The sequence below is a fragment of the Roseomonas sp. SRI_022 genome, assembly GCF_057586215.1.
In genome coordinates this window covers 27,638-45,220 of sequence record NZ_JBYCZL010000004.1, presented here as the reverse complement: position 1 = coordinate 45,220, position 17,583 = coordinate 27,638, and the positions used below count along the sequence as shown (strand labels likewise).

Below are 17,583 nucleotides of genomic sequence, written 5' to 3'. Positions count from 1 at the left end.
CCGGCTTGGCAGGTTCGCGGCAATGGCAATCGTCGAAGTTCTCCTCGCGCTGATGGCGGCCTGCGTCGGCTTCGCGCTCCTCGCCCGCCGCACGCGGCTGCCCTATGCGGTCGTGCTGGTGCTCGGCGGCATGGTGCTCGCCTTCATCCCCGGCATGCCGGAGGTCGAACTCGACCCTGAGATCGCGCTCGCCTTCTTCCTGCCGCCGCTGTTGCAGGCCAGCGCCTATCGGACCGACTGGCATGCCTTCAAGGGCAGCATCCGGCCCATCCTCGCGCTGGCGGTGGGCGCCGTGCTCTTCACCGCGGTGTGTGTCGGCGTCGTGGTGAAGCTGCTGATCCCGGGCTTTCCCTGGGCGGCGGCGATCGCGCTCGGTGCCATCGTCGCCCCGCCGGATGCAGTCGCCGCGGCGGCCGTGCTGCAGCGCCTGCGCCTGCCGCGGCGCATCGTGACGGTGCTGGAAGGCGAAAGCCTGATCAACGACGCCTCGGCGCTGGTGCTCTACCGCTTCGCGGTGGCGGCCACGCTGGCGGGCAGCTTTTCCTGGACGGAGGCGGGGCTCTCCTTCCTCGCGCTCGCCGTCGGGGGGGCGGCGATCGGCTGGGTGGCGGGGTGGCTCGTGGTGCGCGCGGCGCGCCGGCTCGACGACACGCTGCTCGAGACCGCGGCATCCTTCATCGCCTGCTTCGGCTCCTTCCTCGCAGCCGAAGCGGTGCACGTGTCCGGCGTCATCGCCGTGGTCACGACGGGGCTCGTGCTCGGGCGTGCGCAGCACGGTTTCTCGGCCCGGACGCGGCGCGATTCCCGCACGGTGTGGCAGTTCATCGAATTCGTGCTGAACAGCCTGATCTTCATCCTGATCGGGTTGCAGCTGAACGGCATCCTCGGCCGGCTGCACGACTATCAGAACTGGCACCTCGCGCTGCTCGCGCTCGCCATTTCCGCCGTGCTGATCGTCTCGCGCTTCCTCTGGGTGCTGCCCGCGACCTGGCTGCCGCGCCAGATCCCATCGGTGCGCCGGCGCGACCCGATGCCACCGCTCAGCCATTCCATCATCATCTCCTGGGCGGGGATGCGCGGGGTCGTCTCGCTGGCCGCGGCACTCGCGCTGCCGGTGACCTTCCCCGAGCGCGACCTGCTCGTCTTCCTCGCCTTCTGCGCCATCCTCGCGACGCTGGTGCTGCAGGGCACGACGCTGGAATGGTTGATCCGGCGGCTGGGGGCGGAGGAAAAGCGCCGCACCACCATGCCGCATGAGGAAGCCGCTGCGCGCACGCTGATCGCCCATGCCTCCCTGCGGGAGATGGAGCGCCGCGCCGAGGACGTGCTGTCCGGCGCCATCGCGCAGGACCTGCTGGCCGAATACCGCGACCGCGTGCGGCTGCTGGACGGCATCAACCAGGGTGCGATCGCCGCCGAGCGTGCGTCGCGGCTCGAACACCGCCTGCACGCGCTGCGCGCCGGCCGGAACCGGCTGATCCGTCACCGGGACGAGGACGGGTTGGAGGAAGAGCTGATGACGCGGCTGGTCGAGGAGCTGGACCTCGAGGAGTTGCGGCTGCGGCGGCTGCTGGGTGCGGCGGATGCGTAGGGAGATCTGCGCGGTCCTGTTCTGCGGCGTGCTGGCCGCCATCGCCGCCGACGCGATCCTGGCCGAACTGGTCACCGCGCGTGAGGTCGGGAAGGTCGTGCTGATCGCCCTGCTCTGGCATGCCATCAGTCGTTTCTTCGAATTTCTCCTCGGCTGGAATCCGCACCCGCCGGCAAATCAGGACACGCCATGACGGACCTTCGCCAGGCCCTCGAAGAGGCGCGCCGCGCCCTGCTCGATCTGTCCACCCGCAACCGGCTGCTGTCGCTGCCGAAGCCCGGGCGTTCGCGTGGCGTCGTCATCCTGGATGACGAGGACGCGGATTTCGTCGAAGCCGCGCTCGCCGCCGGCCGTGCCTTCGGCTTCGAGGCCGCCGGCGAGGAAGTACCCGCGACACCCACCACCGAGGCGCCCGCCGAAGGCAAGCCGCGCCGCACCCGCAAGCGCACCAGCAAGGCCGCCGCCGAGGCCGAGGGCGTCACCCGCGCGGACGACACGATCAGCCGCGAGGACTGGCAGCGCGACGAGCTGCTGCGCGTCCGTCTGCCGCCGCCGGACCTCGCCCGCCGCCTGCGCGACCTGATGACCGATGCGCGCACGGCGCGCGAGGAGACTGGCGTGCCGACGCTCTACCTCGCGCTCGGCACGCTGTCCTGGCGCGATCCCGCCACACCCGAGACGGAACGCCGCGCGCCGCTCGCGCTGCTGCCGGTCATGCTGGAACGCGAGGGCGTGTCCCAGACCTTCCGCCTGCGCGCCGGTGCCACCGAGGTCGCCGAGAACCTGTCCCTGCGCGAGATGCTGAAGGTCAACTTCAACACCGCGCTGCCCGAGTTCGATGAGGCCTTGTACAACCCCACCGCCTGGGCCGAGGCCGTTGCGGGCGCGGTGAAAGATCGCCCGGACTGGTCGGTCGATGCCGATGCGCTTGCGCTCGGCCTGTTCTCCTTCGCCAAGTTCCTGATGTGGCGCGACCTGGGGCCGGAGGAGAATCCCGGGCTCGCCGACCACCCCCTGGTGCGCGCGCTGGTCGGCGGGGAGGCGCTGACGACGCAGCCCACCTTCCCCGATGACGCCGACGTGGATGAAGCGATCCCGGTCGAACGGCTCGACCATGTCGTGGACATGGACGGGTCGCAGGCGCTGGCAGCGGAATCCGTGCGCCGCGGCGGCCATGTGGTGATCCAGGGACCGCCGGGCACCGGCAAGTCGCAGACCATCGCGACGATCCTGGCGCAGGCCGTGCTCGACGGAAGGTCGGTGCTGTTCGTCGCCGAGAAGCTCGCCGCGCTGGAGGTCGTGAAGCGGCGGCTCGAGAATATCGGCCTCGGCGCTGCCTGCCTGGAACTGCATTCCGAGAAGCAGTCGAAGCGCGCCGTCCTCGACGAGCTGCGCGCGACACTCGCCCTGCCGCCGCCGCCCAAGCCCAACCGGCAGGCCGTGATCGACCGGCTGGCGACACTGCGTGGCCGGTTGAACCGCCACGCGGCGGCGATGCGCGGCGCCGCGGCGGCATCCGGCGTGCCGCTGCACCAGGTGATCGGCACGCTGGTCGGGCTGCGCCGCAAGGGCATATCGGTGCCCGACTTCACGCTCGACGCCGCGACCTGGGACGGCGCGACCATCGCGGCGAAGCGCGACGCGGTGCGCGACCTCGCGGCGCGCGCCACCGAAGCCGATGGCGCCAACAACCCCTGGCGCGGCGTGACGGCGGATCTGGGCCCGGCCGACGCCGACCGGCTGATGATGCGCCTGCCGGGTTGGATCCGCGCCTTCGCTGCCGCCGGCGCGCAGGCAGGCGGCACGGCGGGGCCGGCGGCCATCGCGGCTCGGCTGCGGTCTGCCGCCGCACTGCGCGAAGCGCCGGACCACGACAGGGCGGCGATGGGAAGTGCTGCCTGGCGCGCCGATCCGGCGCCGCTGGTGGCGCTGACCGAGGCCGTCGCGAAACTCGCCATCGCTAAGCGCGACGCGCGGCTGAAGCCCGGTGCGCTCGATGTCGGCGGGCTGGAGGAAGCGCGCGCGACGCTTGCGACATCGGGCGGCTTCTTCGGCTTCCTGAATTCCAGCCGGTCGGCAGCGCAGGCAGTCGCGGCGCGCGTCGCGCGCGACGGTGCCGATCCGCTCGCGGCGCTGGATGCCGCCATCGCGGGGCAGGCGGCGCGGGAACGCGTGCGCAGTGGCAATGCGCTGGGCCAGGCGGCCTTCGGCCGGCTGTGGCGGGGCGAGGACACCGATCCCTCCGCCATGTCGGCGCTGATCCTGTGGCGCCAGAAGCACGGGCCGGCCGCCGCCGCCGCGCTGGCGGCCGAGGCGCCGCCCGGCGACGCTGCCGTGCTGGAAGCGGCCGCGACCGCCTGGACCGAACTGCAGCAGGCGACCGGCCTCGACCCCATCGCCGCCTTCGGCACCGCCGATCCGTCCTTCGCCGCGCTGTCCGACCGGCTCGGCGCCTGGGCCGGGCAGCCGGAGGCGCTGCCGCTCTGGCAGGGCTGGCGCCGCGCGCGCGCCGAGGCGCGTGGCATCGAGCCCATCGTCGAACGCCTGCAGGATGGCCGCCTGTCGCCTGACACGGCCGAAGACGCCTTCGCCTATGCCTTGCATGAGGGCTTGTTGCGCGCGACGACGGCGCAGCATCCAGACCTCGCCGCCTTTGATGCCGCCGCCTATGACCGGGTGGTCACCGAATTCCGCGAGGCCGATCGCGCGCGCGTGTCGCTGACCCGTGCGGAGGCCGCGCGTGCGCATGCCGATCGCGTCAAGCAGGTGCGCGACGGCGCGCCGGGCATGACGGTGATCCGCGGCGAGATGGAGAAGAAGCGCGGCCACCTTCCCGTGCGCGAATTGCTGCTCCGCGCAGCACCGGCTGTGCAGCAGGCCAAGCCGATCTTCATGATGTCGCCGCTGTCGGTCGCGCAGTTCCTTGCACCGCCGCATGGGCTGCGGCCGGGACTGACCTTCGACCTGCTGGTGATGGACGAGGCGTCGCAGATCGAGCCGGTCGATGCGCTCGGCGCCATCGCGCGCTGCCGCCAGGTGGTGGTGGTGGGCGACGACCGGCAGATGCCGCCCACCCGCTTCTTCCAGCGCATGACGGGGGAGGAGGACGATATCGCACCGGAGGACGCGCCCGAGGCCGTTGCGGCGCGCGACGTCGAATCCATCCTCGGCCTGTGCAATGCGCGCGGCGTGCCTTCGGCGATGTTGCGCTGGCACTACCGGTCGCGCCATGAGAGCCTGATCGCGACATCCAACCAGGAATTCTACGAGAACCGCCTGCTGGTGCTGCCATCACCGCGCCCGCGTTCGGCCGAACTCGGCCTCTCGCTGGTACGCGTCGATGGCGCATGGGAGACCGGCGAAGGCGTCAACCGCGCCGAGGCGGAAGCCGTCGCGCAGGCGGTGATGCGCCACGCGAAGGAGACGCCCGGCGACACGCTCGGCGTCGCGGCCTTCTCGATCCGCCAGCGCGACGCGATCATGGATGCGATCGAGGCGGCGCGCCGCGCGGAGCCCTCCGCCGACGCCTTCTTCACCGACCACGCCGACGAGCCCTTCTTCGTGAAGAACCTCGAGAACGTGCAGGGCGATGAGCGCGACGCGATCATGATCTCGGTCGGCTACGGCCGAGACAAGGATGGGCGGCTCGCGATGCGCTTCGGGCCGCTGTCGATGGATGGCGGCGAGCGGCGGCTTAACGTGCTGATCACGCGGGCCAAGAAGCGTTGCGTCGTCTTCTCGGGCATCGGCGGCGACGACATCGATACCGAGCGCGCTTCGGGCCGTGGCGTCGCCGCGCTCAAGACCTTCCTGACCTTCGCCGGTGCGCCTGCCGCGGCGCCGCGCGGTGGTGGTGCCGCGACCGGCAGCCCCATCGCGGATGCCATCTCCGAGGCTGTGCGCGAGGCCGGCAAGGATCCCGTCCCGCATGTCGGCCTTGCCGGGCTGTTCCTCGACGTCGCGGCGAAGGGGGAGCAGGGCTACGAGCTCGGCATCGAGGCCGATGCCGGCGACTGGGCCGCACTGCGCTGCGCGCGGGACCGGGAACGCGGCCGCCCGAGCGCACTTGAGATGATGGGCTGGAAACTGGCCCGCGCCTGGTCGCTCGCCTGGTATGCGCGACCGGATGCGGAGGCGGCGAAGGTGCGGACGGCGCTCGGTTCCGCGCCGGTTGCTGCCGCGCCGGAAGCCACTGCCGCACCGGCGCCGCCGCCCGACCCAGGCCTCGCCGAGCCCTATCGTGAGGCTGCCCCGTCCCTCGCGCAGGGGCCGCTCGATGCGCTGCCTGCGGCCTCGCTGGCCGCTGCGATCGCGGAGGTGGTGGCGGTGGAGGCGCCGCTCACCGCCGACAGCCTCGCCGAGCGCCTGCGCCTCGCCGCTGGGCGCGATTCCCTGGCGCCAAAGGAGAAGGAGGCGATCCGCCAGGCGATGGGGATCGCGAAGTCGCAGCATGGCGTGACCGAGGCCGCCGGCCTGCTTGCCACAGCCGCGACGAAGGTCGCCCCGCGCGACCGCCGCGCCGCCGCCGCCCATCTGCGCCGCGCCGCCGCGGTGCCGCCCGCCGAGATCGCCGCCGCGGCGGAGGCGCTGCTCGCCCGGCGCGGCACCATGACCGAGGCGGAACTCGCCACGGCGATCCATGCGCTGCTCGGCCTCGATGCCGGGGCGCAGGTGGCGATCGCCGCGCGGCTCGCGGCGCTGGTGGGGGCGGGAACGATCCGGCTCGCCTGACCGGACGGACGCCTGCCCGCCCGGTGGCCGTTGCTTAGGCCGTCGGGGGCGGGCTGGCGCCGCGTGCCGCCTTCAGTTCGTCGCGGATCTCGGCGAGCAGCTTCTCCGACGCGGTCGGCGCCGGCGCCGCCTTGGCCTTCTCCACCGCCTGGGAGGCCTGCAGCTTGCTCAGCAGCTTCACCAGCCAGAACACCGCGAAGCCGACGATCACGAACTTGATCACGGCATTCAGGAAGGAACCGATCGCCAGCACCGAGGCGCCGCCCTGGCGCGTCGCCTCAAGCGAGGCACGCCGTTCGCCGAACAGCACGACGAACAGGTTCGAGAAGTCGATCCCCCCCATCAGGATGCCGACGATCGGGTTCAACAGATCCTCGACGACCGATGTGACGATGGCGGTGAAGGCGGCACCGATCACCACGCCGACGGCGAGGTCGATGACGTTGCCGCGCATGATGAAGGCCTTGAACTCCTTCAGCCACTCCGGCTCCTTGATCGGGATCTGGCTGGTGATCTTGTTCGCGAGGTCGCTCATGCGGTGTTGCCCTCTCCCAGGAGAATCGCGCGGCCGCCCGGGCGGGCAGCACCGTGATCATCCCGCGTCTTCAACGGCGTGACCAGAAGAAGGCATGGCCGGGCCGATCACCGAGACGCCAGGCCCGCATGCGCGGTCTGGCCGGTGCGGGCCGGCGCGTTCATCCTGGGCGGATGCACGCTCCCTTCGATCAACTCGTCACCTTCCTCTATGCCGAGGACCCCGAGCCATCCTGGCTCTTCTATGAGGATGTGCTCGGCCTTGCTCTGGTGCAGGACCAGGGGTCCTGCCGGATCTATGCGCCGGCATCGGGTGCGCGCGCCTTCCTTGGCGTGTGTCGCGCACGCGCGCCGCGCGTGACGGACAACCCACGCGTGCAGGGCGGCGCGATCGTCACTTTCGTCGTGCAGGATGTCGAAGGCTGGCACGCGAGGCTCAAGGCCGCAGGCGTCGAGGTGGCGACGGCCCCGGCACTGTCCGAGACCTACCGCGTCACCTCATTCTTCTTCCGCGATCCGGCCGGATACACGCTGGAGGTGCAGCGCTTCGAGCGGTCGGACTGGCCCGCGCCCGGGTAGTGACGCGACCGCCACGCGGTGCATCCGGGCCGGGCAGCTTGACAGATGCCGTCTCGCGCCCTCTCAAGGATGAGACTGGTCCGATCGTCATTCCCTTGGGCCGCGCCAGCGGGCATGCTGATCGCAAGAAACACGGGGGCTTCCTCTTGGCCGAGTTCTGGGCCGATTGGGGCGCGTTCGCCTATCTCGGCGCCGCGCTCTGGGCATTCTTCGAAGGGGAAACCTTCGTGCTTGCGGCTGCCGCCATCGGGGCGACGGTCGGCTTGGTCGATCCGTGGATCCTGTTGGCGTCGGTGTGGCTCGGGTCCTATCTCGGCGACCAGACGTGGTTCTATCTTGGCCGCCGCTACGGGCCGGGGATCCTGCGCCGCTTCCCGAAATCCCGCCCGCGGGTCGAAAGCGCGAACCGTCTGCTCGAGCAATACGGCACGCTGTTCATCCTGACCTTCCGGTTCCTCTACGGCATCCGCAATGTCGCCTCGATCGTCTGCGGCCTGGCGGGCTACAGCCGGCTGCGCTTCGCCGTGCTGAACTTCTTCGCGGCCGGCCTGTGGGCGGGCAGCTTTGTGACGGCGGGATGGTTCCTCGGCGCCTGGCTGGGCGTCGAGCGGCTGTTCTGGACGATCTGCGCCATCGCGGGTACCGCGCTGGTGTTCTTCGTGGCGCGGCACTTCTGGTGCCGGTCACGCGTGCGGGCGCGGGCGCCGGCGGAATGACTGCACCCGCCGGCGGCACTTTGGTTTGGGACGCGGCCGCCCCACCAACCCCGCCTGCGGATACGCCCGGCAAGGATGCCGGTCGCATCAGCCGCTCACCGCGACCCCGTAGCTGAAGGGCAGCGCGTCCCGCCGCAGCAGCGGCCAGCCTTGGGCAAGTTGCGCGCGCATCGTCTCAAGCGCCATCTCGCTGCGCGGCGCATTCTCGGGATCGTGGAAGATGATACTGGCGTCATGCGCGCCGATGATCACCGAGACATGGCCATAGGTGCTGCCGCCATGCGTCTTCATCCAGGGGATGAAGATCGGGCCCCACTTCCGCAGCGCGAGGTCCAACTCGGGGATTGAGGCCGGCAGGCCGCCATCCAATTCCACCAGATGCTCATTGGCCATGAGCGTCGGCAGCCAGCCGTAGGCCAAGGTCCAGTGGCCGGTGGTCGTGGTGCCGTCGGCCTGCGGCAACGGTCGTGAATAAAGGGCCGGCACACCCTGGCGCGGCCCGGCCTCGAAGCTGTAGGCGATCATGCAGGCGCTGGCGTACCAGCAGCCGGTCGGATCATCGAGGTGCTGGTTGCCGCCGAAGTCGAGCTGGCTGACGAACGGGACGTCGAGATACATGAGGTAGCCTCCTGTTCCCAGACAGGAAGGCTACGCCTTGCGGGCGCGCGCGCGCCATGAAGGAGGTCACACGCCCTTCACCGCGCGGCGAAGGGCGCGCGGGCGGGGTCAGCGTGCCAGCAGCCACTCCGGCAGGCCGGTGACGAGCGTCACGGGGAACACCGTGATCAGCACGACCGTGACGACAAGCATCAGGAAGAAGGGCAGTGAGGCCCAGGCAACCTCCGTCTGCTCCTTGCCTGTCATCGTCTGCATGACGAACAGGTTGAATCCAAGGGGAGGCGTGATCTCCGCGATCTCAACCAGCAGCACGATGAAGATGCCGAACCACACGAGGTCGAAGCCGGCACTCTGCACCATCGGGATGACGACCGAGGTGGTCAGCACGATCATCGAAACGCCATCCAGCGCAGTGCCGAGGATCAGGTACACCACTGTCAGCACCGCGATGATGCCATAGGGGCCGAGGTTCAACGCTGCGACGCCCTGCGCCAGCGCGGCGGGGATGCCGGTCAGCGCCATCGCCTTGGTCAGGAAGGCCGCGCCCGCCAGGATGAACATGATCATGCAGGACAGGCGCGTGGCACCCATCAGGCTGTCCATGAAATTGCGCCAGGACAGCGTGCCTGTCACGCCGGCGAGGATCAGCGAACCCAGCACACCGAAGCCCGCGGCTTCCGTCGCCGTCGCCCATCCGACGAACATCGTGCCGATCACCGCGATGATCAGCAGCGCGCAGGGGATGAGCTGGGCGCTGACGCGAAGCTTGTCCATGAATGGCAGCGCCGGTTCCTTGGCCGGCTGCTTCTGCGGATTCAGCATCGCCCAGACGACGATGTAGGCGCTGAACAGCACCATCACGAGCAGCCCCGGCAGGCATCCGGCGATGAAGACGCGCACGATCGAGACCTCGGCCGCCACGGCGTAGACCACCATGATGATCGACGGCGGGATCATGATGCCGAGCGTGCCCGAGGTGGCAAGCGAGCCGATCGCGACACCTTCGTCATATCCGCGCCTGCGCAGCTCCGGCAGCGCGATCTTTGAGACGGTCGCGCAGGTCGCCGCCGAGGAGCCGGAGACCGAACCGAAGATGCCACAGGCGAGCACGTTCACATGCAGCAGCCGCCCGGGCAGCCAGCGCACCCAGGGCGAAAGGCCGTTGAACAATTCTTCCGACAGTTTGGTGCGGAACAGGATCTCGCCCATCCAGATGAACATCGGCAGGGCGGACAGCGTCCAGGAACTGGTCGAATCCCACATCGCCGTGGCGAGGAAGAGACCCGGTTCCGGATGCATGGTGGAGATCGCGACGTAGCCGACCGCGGCGAGACTCATCGAGATCCAGAGCCCGAAGCCGAGCAGCATGCACAGCAGCACCAGCAGCAGCAGCGCGAGGGTGAGAAGTTCCATGGAGATCAGACCTCGGCCGAGAAGTCGCCGCGGGCGGCACGATCAAGCGCGGCCTGCACGTATTCGGGCAGCCTGCCCGAGAGGACACGAACCAGTTCGTCGATAATCGCGATCAGCAGGATACCGGCGCCGAGCGGCATCGCCGATTTCGGGATCCAGGTCGGGAAGGGCACCGTGCCCTGCGCTACTTCTTCGATCTCGATCGAGAAGAGCACGTCCTGCAGGGTGAACCAGGTGATCGCGGCCATCATCACGGCGGCGAGGCTGAGCACCGCGACCTCAACGGCGCGCCGCAGCCCGCCGGGGAGCTTCTCGATGAAGATACCGACGCGGATCAGCTCGCCGTTCTTGAAGGTACGGGCGAGCGCGAAGAAAGTGGTGGCGACGCAGAGATAGGCGGTGATGTCGTCGGCGCCGGGGAACTGCAGTTCCAGCTCGCGCATCACGACCTGGGCCATCATCACGAGGAAGATGAGCAGCAGCGACAGCGCAGCGAGACCGGCGGCCAGCGAATAAAGCGCATCGAGAGCGCGGCGAATCCCGGTCATGGCCGATGCCCCGGGGTTTGTGGTTTCGGGGTCATGCGTGGCGCTCCGTGGTCTCGAGGCTCATTCGTGGGCAAAAGCAGGCGGCCGGCGGGCCGCCCGCTGCCGATCATGCGACGGCGGCGCGGTAGGAGTCGATGAGCCGCTTGCCTTCGTCACCGGCCTTGGCGACCCATTCATCGACCTGGGTAGCGCCAATCCGCGCCAATCCCTGCATCAGTGCCGCGCTGGGTTGCTGCACTGTAATCCCACGCTGGGCGAGGGTGGCCTGCTGGCTCACCGTCTCGGCGTCCGACATCGCCCATCCACGCGCCTCGGCGGCCGCCGCGGCCGTGCGAATCGCCGCCTGCACATCGGCGGGCAGTCCCTGGAGGGCGCGCGTCTGCACGAAGATCGCATTCTTCGTGCGGGTGAAGCCGATGGGCGTGAAGACACGACAGAAATCCCATGCCTGTACATCGACGCCGGTGGCCGCCGAGGTGACCATCACATTCACCACGCCGGTGGCGAAGGCCTGCGGCACCTCGGCCTGCTGCACCAGGGTCGGCGTCGCACCGCACAGCGTCGCGAAGCGGTTGGTCAGCACGTTGAAGGTGCGCATCTTGGTGCCGCGCAGCGCGTCGACGGTGTCGATGGGCGCGTTGCTGTAGAAGCCGGACGGCGGCCACGGCACCCAGTAGAGCAGCGACAATCCCTGACGCTGCAGCCGGGCCTCGACATAGGACTTCTGCAACTCGGCGAGCTTGCGCGCCATCTCCGTGCTGGTCACCAGCTGCGGGACGCTGTCCACCTCGAAGAAGGGGTCCTCGTTGCCATAGGCCGACAGCAGGATCTCGCCGAACTGCACCTGGCCCGTCTGCACGCCCCGCTTGATGTCTGGCATGCGCAGCAGGGAGGCGTTGGAATGCAGTTGGATCTGGAGCCGGCCGCCGGAGGCCGCCTGCACCGCATCGACGAATTCGCGCATGTTGCGGGTGTGGAAATTGCCGTCCGGATAGGCGGTGGCGACCTGCCAGCGGGTCTGGGCCTGGGCTGTGCCGGACGCGGCAACGGCCAAGCTGCCGGTGGCCGCGAGCAAGCCGCGGCGGCGGATCGATTGCATACGGAAGCCCCCAGTTTGAGTGTTTTGAACGGGGGCATTCTCGGCGTCGTGCCTTGCACGGCGCAAGAGGAATGCCGCCTTGGAAATGATCAGGCGGCGGCACGATTGCCTTCGTCCTGGGCTGTCCCGGCGCGCCGTTGCACGCCGGGCACGCAGCCGTTCAGGCGGCCCGGTACTGTTCGAGCAGCCGGCGGCCGTCATCGCCGACGCGCGTCACCCACTCATCGGCCATGATGCGGCCCACCCGGGCGCAATCATCGAGAAGCTGCTGCGTCGGCTGCGTCACCCGCATACCGCGTGAGGCTAGCGCCGCCTCGGTTTCGCGCTGTGCCGCTTCGGCGAGTTCGTAGCCACGCGCCTCGGCGCGCACCGCAGCGGCTCGGATCGCATCCTGCACGTCGCGCGGCAGCCCTTCCAGCGCGCGGCGAGAGATGAACACTGCATTCTTCGTCATGGTGAAACCGAGCGGCGTGAAGACGCGGGCATAGTCCCAGGCCGAGGTATCGACGCCGGTCGCTGCCGAGGTGACCTGCGCCTGGACGACGCCGGTGGCGAAGGCCTGTGCGAGTTCCGCGGACTGCACCAGCGTCGGCTGCGCGCCGATCAACTGGGCGAAGCGATTGGTCATCGGCGAATAGGTGCGGAAGCGCGACCCGCGCAGCTGTTCGAGGCTCGTGACCTCCTGCTGCGCATAAAGACCGGCAGCCGGCCAGGGCACCATGTACAGCAGCGACAGGCCCTGCCGGCCGAAGCGCGTCTCGATGAAGGGCTTCTGCAGGTCGGACAGCCTCTTCGCCTGGGCGAAATTCGTCACCAGCTGCGGCAGCGCATCGGCATCGAACATCGGGTCTTCATTGGCGTAGGCGGTCAGCAGGATCTCGCCCATCTGGACCTGGCCGGTCTGCACGCCGCGCTTGATGTCAGGCATGCGCAGCAGCGCGCCATTGCTGTGCAGCTGCACCGCAAGCCGCCCGCCGCTTGCCTGCTCGATCTCCTGGATGAAGCTGCGGATGTTGCGGGTGTGCAGATTGCCGTCGGCATAGGCGGTGGCCATCTGCCAGCGCGTCTGGGCGTTGGCGACGGGCGCCAGGGCGGCGGCCCCGGCAGCACCCAGCAGGGCGCGGCGATGCATCGTCATGGTCCGGCGTATCCTCTCCTTGCGCCGCGGCGCGGGCCCGCGGCTTCGTGATGAGGCTACGCCGGATTCGGTGATCGGCTCAAACCGGCCAGGCGGCGGGGTCGGGGCCGGCCTGCGCCGGCGCCGGGGGCAACCCAGAACCTCTCAATCACTCTCCGGCGGAATGACATTGGTGGACAGCCCTTCCACCAGCACGTCGCGCATCGTCTCGGCACCCTTCAGCCGGATATCGTCCCATGCCTCGGGCGTGTGGAAGGCGATGTGCGGGCAGATGATCAGCCGCCCGGTCAGCCAGTCCTCGCGGTCGCGATAGGCGCGCAGCAGGTTCGGAATGTTGTTGGCCGGCGGTTCTTCCGGGATCACGTCGAGGCCGGCGGCGGCGACGTGGCCCTCCTTCATCACCTGCTCCAGCGCATTGATGTCGAGGATCGGCCCGCGCGCGGTGTTGATGACGACCGCGTTCTGCGGCAGCAGGCGCAGCTCGCGTTCACCCACCAGGCCGCGCGTGTTGCGCGTCAGCGGGCAATGGATGGACAGCACGTCGGCCTGGGCGAGCATCTCGTCCATCGTGCGGCAACGCGTCACGCCGATCGCGCGATCCGCGCCATTGGGCAGCGCCGGATCATAGAACACGACGCGGTAGCCCAGCGCCTTCGCGCGCAGCGCTGCCGCGGTGCCGATGCGCCCAAGGCCGAGCACGCCGAAGGTCTGCACATCCTGCCGGCGCACCGCCGGGTGGCGCATCACCGCCCAGGGTGCGGGGTTCGGCCCGCGCTGGGTGTCGTGGTACATCGTCAGCCCGCGCCGCAGCGCGAGCGCCATCAGCACCGCGAATTCCGCGACTTCCTGCGTGCCGTAGTCGGGCACGTTGCAGACCTTGATGCCGCGCGCGGCGGCCGCCACGCGATCGACGCGGTCATAGCCGACGCCCATCCGCACGATGACCTTCAGCTTCGGAAAGCGCGCGATCTGGTCCGCCGGCACCGCCATGCGCAGCGTCATCAGCCCTTCGACCTGCTGGCAGATCTCGTCGGGCAGTTCGGCGAGGGAGGTCTTGCACGCGCCCTGCAGGATGCGGACCGAAGGCCCCATGATCCGCTGTTCGAGCGAGGTGTCGGGATAGAGCCCCTCGGGCTCGACCACAGTCAGCGTCACGCGGTTTCCTCCATCATCTGCGGCGGAGGATGCGGGCGGTCGACCGGGGGCGCAAGGCGGGCCGGGGTCAGCGCGCGGGGCAGCGCCAGGTGCCGGCGACGGCGATGGCCTCGCTGTCCGGCATGCGGTTGTGCGGGATCTGCTGGACCAGGCCGGCGACGCGGAAGTGGCCCGACAGCCCGTCGGGCGCGATGGTCACGACGGCATCGGTGGCCGGGCCGTCCTCCGCGACGTTGCGTTCCCACAGCCGGTCGCCGGCGGCGACGGTGATGCGGAAGGCGCGGCCGAGCGTGACCGGTCCTTCGGCCTCCAGCGCGCCGGGACGAGGAAAGACTTCCAACGAGAACCGCGTCTGCGGGCCGTAGGCGATCCATTCAGGATTGAGATGCGCGATCTCCGGCGGGAAGTCCGGCCCGAACACCACGGAGTAGCCGGCGACGTGGCTCGGCGGCTGGTCGGGGCGCGGGGCCGGGCCGGTCCCGCTCGGCAGGCGCAGGCGCTGGGCCATCATGCAGCCATGTCGGGCGTCGGCCTGCTGGCGCAGCACGACATCGGCCTGCCGCACCTGCCCGGTGACGGCGTAGCGGATGCGGATGTCGCCATCAGGCGGTTCCGCCGGTGCGGCGCAGCCTGCCACCAGCAAGGCGAGGCTGGCGAGCATCGAAGCGCCGGGCGCCGTCATCGTCATCGAAGCGGCACCCTCCAGGATGGACCCCGCCGCCATCATGCCGGGCGGGGGCCATCCTGTCGCGGCGGCGCCGATGCGGGATCGTTCAGTTTGTGATCTGCGTCCGCGGCTGGATCGCAAGGCAGCTCGGCGAGCCAAGCTGGCAGACGGAGATGTAGGTGGCGCGCCGCCCGCAGCCGCTGACGCCGACCATGTATTCCGCGCGCTCAAGCCCGCGCCAGGCGATCGGCTGCAGCAGCTGGCTCGACAGCACCTCGGCGGTCGCGGTCGGGCAGTTCATTTCGAAGCGGGCGCGCTGCAGCGCGACCTGGGTGGCCACACCCTGCTCGTCGGCGAGGATCTGCTGCTGCGTCTCGCAACCGGCGAGGGCCAGGGCGAAGGCTGCGACCGGCAGGAGGGAGAGGCGGGGCATGGCGGGCATCCGGGGTGGTTGATATGCGAATGATCCGCAATTGCGATAAATCGCGCAAGCCGCCATTCATCACGCCGCTGGGGTGGCGTCGTCAGCCGGCTGGGCGGCTGGCTATACTTCCGCGGAGCGGCGCGACGGCGCCGGCGGATCCTGGGAACGGCATGGGGCGAACGGCATGGGGCAACGGAACATCCTGGTCACCGGCGCGGCGAGCGGCATCGGTGCGGCCGCCTGCCGGGCACTGGCCGGGCCGGGCGTAGCGATCGCGGTCCACACGCGCGGTAACCGTGAAGGCTCCGCCCGCACTGCCGAGGCCATCCGCGCCCGTGGCGGCGAGGTCTTCGAGATCTTCTGCGACCTGTCGGAAGCCGGCGCGCCGGAACAGGCGGTGCGCGAGGCGGCTGGGCTGCTCGGCGGGCTGGACGTGGTGGTGTCCAATGCCGGCTTCGCGGATCGGACGGCCGTCGCATCCCTGACCGACGAAGGCTTCGCGAAGAGCCACGACGCCATCGCGCTCGCCTTCCTGCGCCTGGCGCGGGAGGCCGGGCCGATCCTCCGGCAGGGCAGGGACCCGCGGCTCGTCGCCGTGTCCTCCTTCGTCGCGCATCTGTTCCGCAACGACGTGACGGCCTTCCCGGCCTCGGCCGCGGCCAAGGCGGCGGTGGAAGCGCTGGTCAAGGCGCTCGCGCTGGAATGGGCGCCGGATGTGACGGTCAATGCGGTGGTGCCGGGCTATACGCGCAAGGACCCCGGGGCGCATGCGGCTATGACGCAGGCGCAGTGGGATGCGATCGCGGCGCGGATTCCGCTGAAGCGGCTCGGCACGCCCGACGACGTCGCGGCGGCGATCGCGTTCCTGGCCTCGCCCTCCGCGGCCTATGTCACCGGGCAGTTGCTGCATGTGAGTGGCGGAATGGTGGTGTGACGCCGGGGGCTTGAAGGGGGGCATCGCCGGCGCCCCCCCCGGCCCCCGCTGACGGTGGACAAGCGCCGCGCGCCGGGTGCGCCTCGGATGCCGCGCTGTGATCTCGATAGCAGCGGCTCCGGGCACGGAGGTGGATGCTGGCCGATGCGTGGGTGAACCCCCATCGCGGAGGTCGTGCATGCCCTGGTTCATCGTGTCCTCGGCCGCGCTGATGCTCGCGCTCATCATGGGCACGCTGGTCAACGGCCTGACCGCCTTCTTCATCCCGATCGAACTCGCCGAGGGTTGGAAGCGCGCCGATATCGCCGCCATCAACTCGTTCGGCCTGCTTGGGCTTGCCCTCGGCAGCGCCGCGATGGGCTTCGTCGCCGATCGCATCGGCCTGCGCGCCATCTGCATGACGGCATCCATCGCGACGGGCCTGTGCCTGATGGCCGCTTCCCAGGTGACGTCCCCCTGGCAGGCCTATGCGGTGTTCTTCATCGCGGGGATGCTGGGCGGCGGCGCGATCTTCGCGCCGCTCTTCGCCGCCGTCGGCAACTGGTTTCCGGGCATGGCGGGCCTTGCCATCGGCATCGCGGCCGCCGGCCAGGCGGTGGGGCAGGGGGGCGTGCCGTTCCTCTCGGCCTATCTCATCGACGCCTTCGGCTGGCGCGGCGCGCTGCTCGCCCTCGGGGGCGGGACGCTGCTCATCCTGACGCCGCTCGCGACGCGGATGCGGGAAGCCCCGGCGGCCCGGGCGGCGGCCGGCGTAGCATCGGCACCACCGGTCCCGGTCCGCGTCGCCGTACCCATCCTGAGCGCCGCCGTCTTCTTCTGCTGCGCCTGCATGGCCGTCCCGCTGATGCACCTGATGCCGCTGATCCAGGGCTTCTGCATCTCGGCGACCGATGCGGGCAGCGTGATGCTGGCGATGCTGGTCGCCGCCATCGGTGGGCGGATCGCCTATGGCAAGCTGTGCGACGTCATTGGGCCGGTGCAGTCCTGGGCCGTGGCCTCGGCGCTGCAACTGATCGGCGTCGCCGCCTTCACCCAGTTCGAGACCTGGGGCGGCTTCATGGGCTTCGGCGTGGTCTATGGCTTCGCCTATGCCGGCGTGATGACGAGCATCCTGGTGAGCGCGCGCGCCCTGACGCCGGCCCATCGGCGCGGGGCGCTGATGGGGATCATCCTGTCATTCGCCTGGCTCGGCCACGCCGCCGGCGGGTTGCAGGGCGCGGTCGGCTTCGACCTGACGGGCAGCTACGTGCCCGGCTTCATCGCGGGCTCGGTCGCGGGCGCGGTCAATCTTGCCCTGGTCGCGGCGCTGCTGCTGCTGTCCCGCCTGCAGGCGCCGCCGCGCGTGGCGCCGGCCTGAGGCCACGCGGCTGCGTCCTCCCGGCCTCAGGCGATGGCTGGAATTCGGCGCCCAAAAGGCCGAGGCTTTGCGCGTGGTT

The 17,583-nt window shown here is 70.1% G+C and carries 16 protein-coding genes; 7 read left to right on the top strand and 9 right to left on the bottom strand.

The features are described from left to right. Positions 1-22: 22 nt before the first annotated feature. From AC2YHJ_RS04895 to AC2YHJ_RS04885, 3 genes are read left to right on the top strand one after another with little or no spacing between them, the layout of a single operon-like run. Complete coding sequence (locus tag AC2YHJ_RS04895; protein WP_487394348.1) at positions 23-1,591, top strand: Na+/H+ antiporter; 1,569 nt, start codon at positions 23-25, stop codon at positions 1,589-1,591. A gap of 28 nt (positions 1,592-1,619) precedes the next feature. Beyond that, the gene (locus AC2YHJ_RS04890) at positions 1,620-1,784 is read left to right on the top strand and encodes a hypothetical protein (protein WP_487394347.1); all 165 of its coding nucleotides are present in this window, start codon (positions 1,620-1,622) and stop codon (positions 1,782-1,784) included. Beyond that, positions 1,781-6,322, top strand: a complete 4,542-nt coding sequence (locus tag AC2YHJ_RS04885; protein ID WP_487394346.1) for a DUF3320 domain-containing protein — start codon at positions 1,781-1,783, stop codon at positions 6,320-6,322. Before AC2YHJ_RS04890 ends, AC2YHJ_RS04885 begins: the two co-directional genes overlap by 4 nt. 34 nt (positions 6,323-6,356) lie before the next feature. On the opposite strand, the gene mscL is transcribed toward AC2YHJ_RS04885, so the two are convergent. After that, positions 6,357-6,857, bottom strand: a complete 501-nt coding sequence (gene mscL / locus AC2YHJ_RS04880) for a large conductance mechanosensitive channel protein MscL (protein ID WP_487394345.1) — start codon at positions 6,855-6,857, stop codon at positions 6,357-6,359. A gap of 173 nt (positions 6,858-7,030) precedes the next feature. Between mscL and AC2YHJ_RS04875 the strand changes: the two genes are divergently transcribed. Both AC2YHJ_RS04875 and AC2YHJ_RS04870 read left to right on the top strand, forming a co-directional pair. Beyond that, positions 7,031-7,435 (top strand): VOC family protein, encoded by a 405-nt coding sequence (locus tag AC2YHJ_RS04875; protein WP_487394344.1) that lies wholly within the window; start codon positions 7,031-7,033, stop codon positions 7,433-7,435. Positions 7,436-7,581: 146 nt separating this feature from the next. Then, positions 7,582-8,151, top strand: a complete 570-nt coding sequence (locus tag AC2YHJ_RS04870) for a DedA family protein (protein WP_487394343.1) — start codon at positions 7,582-7,584, stop codon at positions 8,149-8,151. 87 nt (positions 8,152-8,238) lie between these two features. Here the strand turns inward: AC2YHJ_RS04870 and AC2YHJ_RS04865 are convergent, their stop codons facing one another. The 8 genes from AC2YHJ_RS04865 to AC2YHJ_RS04830 all read right to left on the bottom strand — a co-directional run bounded on the left by AC2YHJ_RS04865 (position 8,239) and on the right by AC2YHJ_RS04830 (position 15,222). Next, positions 8,239-8,769: a papain-like cysteine protease family protein gene (locus tag AC2YHJ_RS04865; protein ID WP_487394342.1), complete on the bottom strand. Its 531-nt coding sequence runs from the start codon at positions 8,767-8,769 to the stop codon at positions 8,239-8,241. A 108-nt stretch (positions 8,770-8,877) separates the two neighbouring features. Continuing rightward, positions 8,878-10,182, bottom strand: coding sequence for a TRAP transporter large permease (locus AC2YHJ_RS04860; protein ID WP_487394341.1), 1,305 nt, complete (start codon positions 10,180-10,182; stop codon positions 8,878-8,880). A 5-nt stretch (positions 10,183-10,187) separates the two neighbouring features. Continuing rightward, positions 10,188-10,730: a TRAP transporter small permease gene (locus tag AC2YHJ_RS04855; protein ID WP_487394340.1), complete on the bottom strand. Its 543-nt coding sequence runs from the start codon at positions 10,728-10,730 to the stop codon at positions 10,188-10,190. Positions 10,731-10,836: 106 nt separating this feature from the next. Beyond that, positions 10,837-12,030: a TRAP transporter substrate-binding protein gene (locus tag AC2YHJ_RS04850; protein WP_487394339.1), complete on the bottom strand. Its 1,194-nt coding sequence runs from the start codon at positions 12,028-12,030 to the stop codon at positions 10,837-10,839. Further along, complete coding sequence (locus AC2YHJ_RS04845) at positions 11,990-12,967, bottom strand: TRAP transporter substrate-binding protein (RefSeq protein ID WP_487394338.1); 978 nt, start codon at positions 12,965-12,967, stop codon at positions 11,990-11,992. Before AC2YHJ_RS04845 ends, AC2YHJ_RS04850 begins: the two co-directional genes overlap by 41 nt. Positions 12,968-13,111: 144 nt before the next feature. After that, the gene (locus AC2YHJ_RS04840) at positions 13,112-14,122 is read right to left on the bottom strand and encodes a C-terminal binding protein (RefSeq protein WP_487394337.1); all 1,011 of its coding nucleotides are present in this window, start codon (positions 14,120-14,122) and stop codon (positions 13,112-13,114) included. 67 nt (positions 14,123-14,189) lie between these two features. Continuing rightward, positions 14,190-14,810, bottom strand: a complete 621-nt coding sequence (locus tag AC2YHJ_RS04835; protein WP_487394335.1) for a hypothetical protein — start codon at positions 14,808-14,810, stop codon at positions 14,190-14,192. 85 nt (positions 14,811-14,895) lie between these two features. Further along, positions 14,896-15,222, bottom strand: coding sequence for a hypothetical protein (locus tag AC2YHJ_RS04830; protein WP_487394334.1), 327 nt, complete (start codon positions 15,220-15,222; stop codon positions 14,896-14,898). Positions 15,223-15,397: 175 nt separating this feature from the next. Here AC2YHJ_RS04830 and AC2YHJ_RS04825 point away from each other — a divergent pair, with 175 nt between their 5' ends. Then, positions 15,398-16,147: an SDR family NAD(P)-dependent oxidoreductase gene (locus AC2YHJ_RS04825; protein ID WP_487394333.1), complete on the top strand. Its 750-nt coding sequence runs from the start codon at positions 15,398-15,400 to the stop codon at positions 16,145-16,147. A gap of 178 nt (positions 16,148-16,325) precedes the next feature. Next, complete coding sequence (locus AC2YHJ_RS04820; protein WP_487394332.1) at positions 16,326-17,504, top strand: MFS transporter; 1,179 nt, start codon at positions 16,326-16,328, stop codon at positions 17,502-17,504. The last annotated feature ends 79 nt before the right edge of the window (positions 17,505-17,583 follow it).